The organism is Archangium sp. (genome assembly GCF_036388035.1).
In the GTDB taxonomy this organism is placed as follows: Bacteria; Myxococcota; Myxococcia; order Myxococcales; family Myxococcaceae; genus Archangium.
In genome coordinates this window covers 1-2848 of the sequence record NZ_DASVSO010000389.1, presented here as the reverse complement: position 1 = coordinate 2848, position 2848 = coordinate 1, and the positions used below count along the sequence as shown (strand labels likewise).

3 protein-coding genes are annotated in these 2848 nt (G+C 69.5%); 2 read left to right on the top strand and 1 reads right to left on the bottom strand.

All coding sequences use genetic code 11. The features are described 5' to 3' along the window. Both VF697_RS15855 and VF697_RS15850 read left to right on the top strand, forming a co-directional pair. Nucleotides 1-1089: S41 family peptidase (locus tag VF697_RS15855; RefSeq protein WP_331095818.1), on the top strand; the 1089-nt coding region annotated here is incomplete at its 5' end. Between the two features lie 77 nt (nt 1090-1166). After that, entirely contained in the window at nt 1167-2501 is a 1335-nt protein-coding gene (locus tag VF697_RS15850) for a M24 family metallopeptidase (protein WP_331095816.1), read from the top strand. Nucleotides 2502-2513: 12 nt separating this feature from the next. Here VF697_RS15850 and VF697_RS15845 read toward each other — a convergent pair. Continuing rightward, a partial coding sequence (locus VF697_RS15845) for a glutaminyl-peptide cyclotransferase (RefSeq protein WP_331095814.1) occupies nt 2514-2848 on the bottom strand: 335 nt, incomplete at its 5' end.

The window sequence follows — 2848 nt, the reverse complement described above, 5'->3', positions numbered from 1 at the left end:
AAGGAGATGAAGATCGACACCTCCGGCGAGTTCGGAGGGCTGGGCATCGAGGTGGCGCGCAAGGGCGAGGGCATCGTGGTGGTGGCGCCCATCGACGACACGCCGGCGGCGCGCGCGGGCATCCGGGCGGGGGATGAGCTCGTTGCCATCGACGGCGCGAGCACGCAGGGGATGGACCTGTCGGACGTGCTGCAGCGGATGCGAGGCCCCGCGGGCAAGCGGGTGCTGCTGACCATCATGCGCGAGGGCTTCAGCGCGCCGCGCGAGCTGGCCATCATCCGGGACCACATCCGCATCATCTCGGTGGAGGGCGCGCTGTACGGGGGCCTTGCCCACCTGAAGGTGAAGAACTTCCAGGACCGCACGAACCTGTACCTGCGCAAGGAGCTGGAGCGGCTGCGCGGGTTGAACGGGGGCAAGCCGTTGCGCGGGGTGGTGTTGGATCTGCGCAACAACCCGGGCGGGCTGCTGGACCAGGCGGTGTCGATGAGCGACCTGTGGCTGCCGGGGAACCTGCCCATCGTGAGCACGCGCGGGCGCAACGCGAGCACCGCGACCGAGGAGCGGAGCAAGGACCGGGACACGGAGCCCGAGTACCCCCTGGTGGTGCTGGTGAACGCGGGGAGCGCCTCGGCCTCGGAGATCGTCGCGGGGGCGCTGCAGGACCATGGCCGCGCGACCATCCTGGGCACGCAGACCTTCGGGAAGGGGAGCGTGCAGACGCTCATCGAGATGGAGGACGGCTCGGGGCTGAAGCTGACGATCTCTCGCTACTACACGCCGAGCGGGCGGAGCATCCAGGAGAAGGGCATCACGCCGGACTATTGGGTGCCGGAGAAGCCGGGCGGCAAGGGGGAGAAGGACGTGCCGCGGGAGAAGGACCTGGAGCGGCACTTCAAGGCGGAGCCGACGGTGGCGAGCGAGGCCACCGAGGTGGCGAAGCCGAAGGGCCTCCCCGAGGGCCTGCGGGACTGGGACGTGACGGCGAAGCTGACGGACCATCAGCTCAAGATGGCGCTGAACTACTTGAACAGCCTCGCCAACAACGCCGTGCGAGCGCCCGCGAAAGCCAGCACCGACACGCGCTGAAGGGGAATGGAGCCCCGGGTCGGGCACGGGCTGTGTGACAATGCGGCCCCCGCTTCACAACCCGGAGGCCCCTCCCGATGCGTCGTGCCCTGCTCTCCGCCCTCCTGCTTCTCACCACCCTGCCGGCGAGCGCCACCGAGCCCCAGGCCCAGAGCGCGTGGCCGCGCCTCCGCAAGGCGCGCATCCAGCGACTGCTCCCCGAGGCCATGGAGCGGGCGAAGGTGGATGCCTGGGTCGTCTTGTGCCGGGAGAACGACAACGATCCGCTGGCCTCGCACGTCGGCTGTGAGAACGCCGGAGGCACCGCCGCGCTCCTCTTCCTGAAGCAGAAGGAGGGTGTGCGCTCCCTGGCACTGTCTCCCGCGGGCGAGGCCAAGGCGTTGAAGGACGTGGCCGTCCACGACGAGGTGGTCTCGTTCGAGCGCGGCACGGACGTTCATGCCCTGCTGGCCACGAGACTCTCCGAGGCGAGGCCCCAGCGCATCGCGGTGAACTCCTCGCGCATGCTGACGGTGGCGGACGGACTGTCGGCCAGCCAGCGCGAGCAGCTCGAGGCGGCGCTCCCGCCCAAGCTACGCGCCCGCCTCACCTCGTCCGAGGAGCTCGTCTTCGAGTGGCTGTCGGTGAAGCTGCCCGAGGAGGTGGAGATCATGCGCGAGGCCGCGAAGGTGACGGCCTCGCTCCAGGAGGAGGCCTACCGCACGGTGGTGCCGGGGAAGACGCGGGACTCGGATGTGGCGCGCTTCCTCAAGAAGCGCATCGCCGAGCTCGGCGTGGAGGATGGCTGGCAGCCGGACCAGAACCCCAACGTGAACTCGGGCCCGGACCGGGGCCACTCGCACGCCACGGAGCGCGTCATCCAGCCGGGTGACTTCATCCAGACGGACTTCGGCATCAAGGTGCAGGGCATGTGGGGGACGGACATCCAGCGCTTCGCCTATGTGCTCGCCCCGGGCGAGACGCAGCCGCCGAAGGAGGCCCTGGAGAAGTGGGAGAAGTCGAAGAAGGGCAACCGCGTGGCGTTCGCGGCACTGAAGCCGGGCGTGCGCGGCTATGACGTGGACAAGGCGCAGCGGGACTGGATGCGCGAGGCGGGCTCGGAGCCGGTGATGTGGGGCACGGGGCACCCGGTGGGCTACTGGGCGCATGACGTGGGCCCGGCACTCTCGGGGGCGCAGCTGGGCAAGCCGCCCAAGGGGTGGGCCCTGCGGCCCATCCGCCCCGGACAGGTCTTCGCCTTCGATGGCTTCTTCGCCTGGAAGCTCGCGACGCCCGGCGAGACGAAGACCCTCTCGGTCGAGGAGATGGCCGTGGTGACGGAGACGGGGGCGGAGTACCTCATCCCGCCTCAGGAGGAGCTCATCCTCATCCCCTCGCCAGCGCCAACCCAGCCCGCGCGCACCGGACCGTGAGCGCGGTAGGTCCTACCGGGGTACGACGCGAATCTGGAACAGCCGCGGCCAGCGCTTCCCGGTGACGAGCAGCCGGTTGTTGGCCGCGTCGTAGGCAATCCCGTTCAGCACGTCCTCTTTGCCGTGCCGGTCCTGCGGCGCGAGCAGTCCCGTGAGATCGATCCACCCCTTCACGCTCCCCGTGGCCGGGTCGATCCGCGCGATGAGGTCTTTCATCCACACGTTGGCGAAGACCTCTCCGTTCACGTACTCCAGCTCATTGAGGTGCGAGACCTCTCGGCCATTGTCGGTCACCGTGACGGTGCGCTGCACCCCGAACGTGATGGGGTCCAGGAAGCGCAGGGTGC

Excerpts from the sequence above, each read along its gene's own strand:
- VF697_RS15850 (WP_331095816.1), top strand. The coding sequence starts at position 1,167 with ATGCGTCGTGCCCTGCTCTCCGCCCTCCTGCTTCTCACCACCCTGCCG.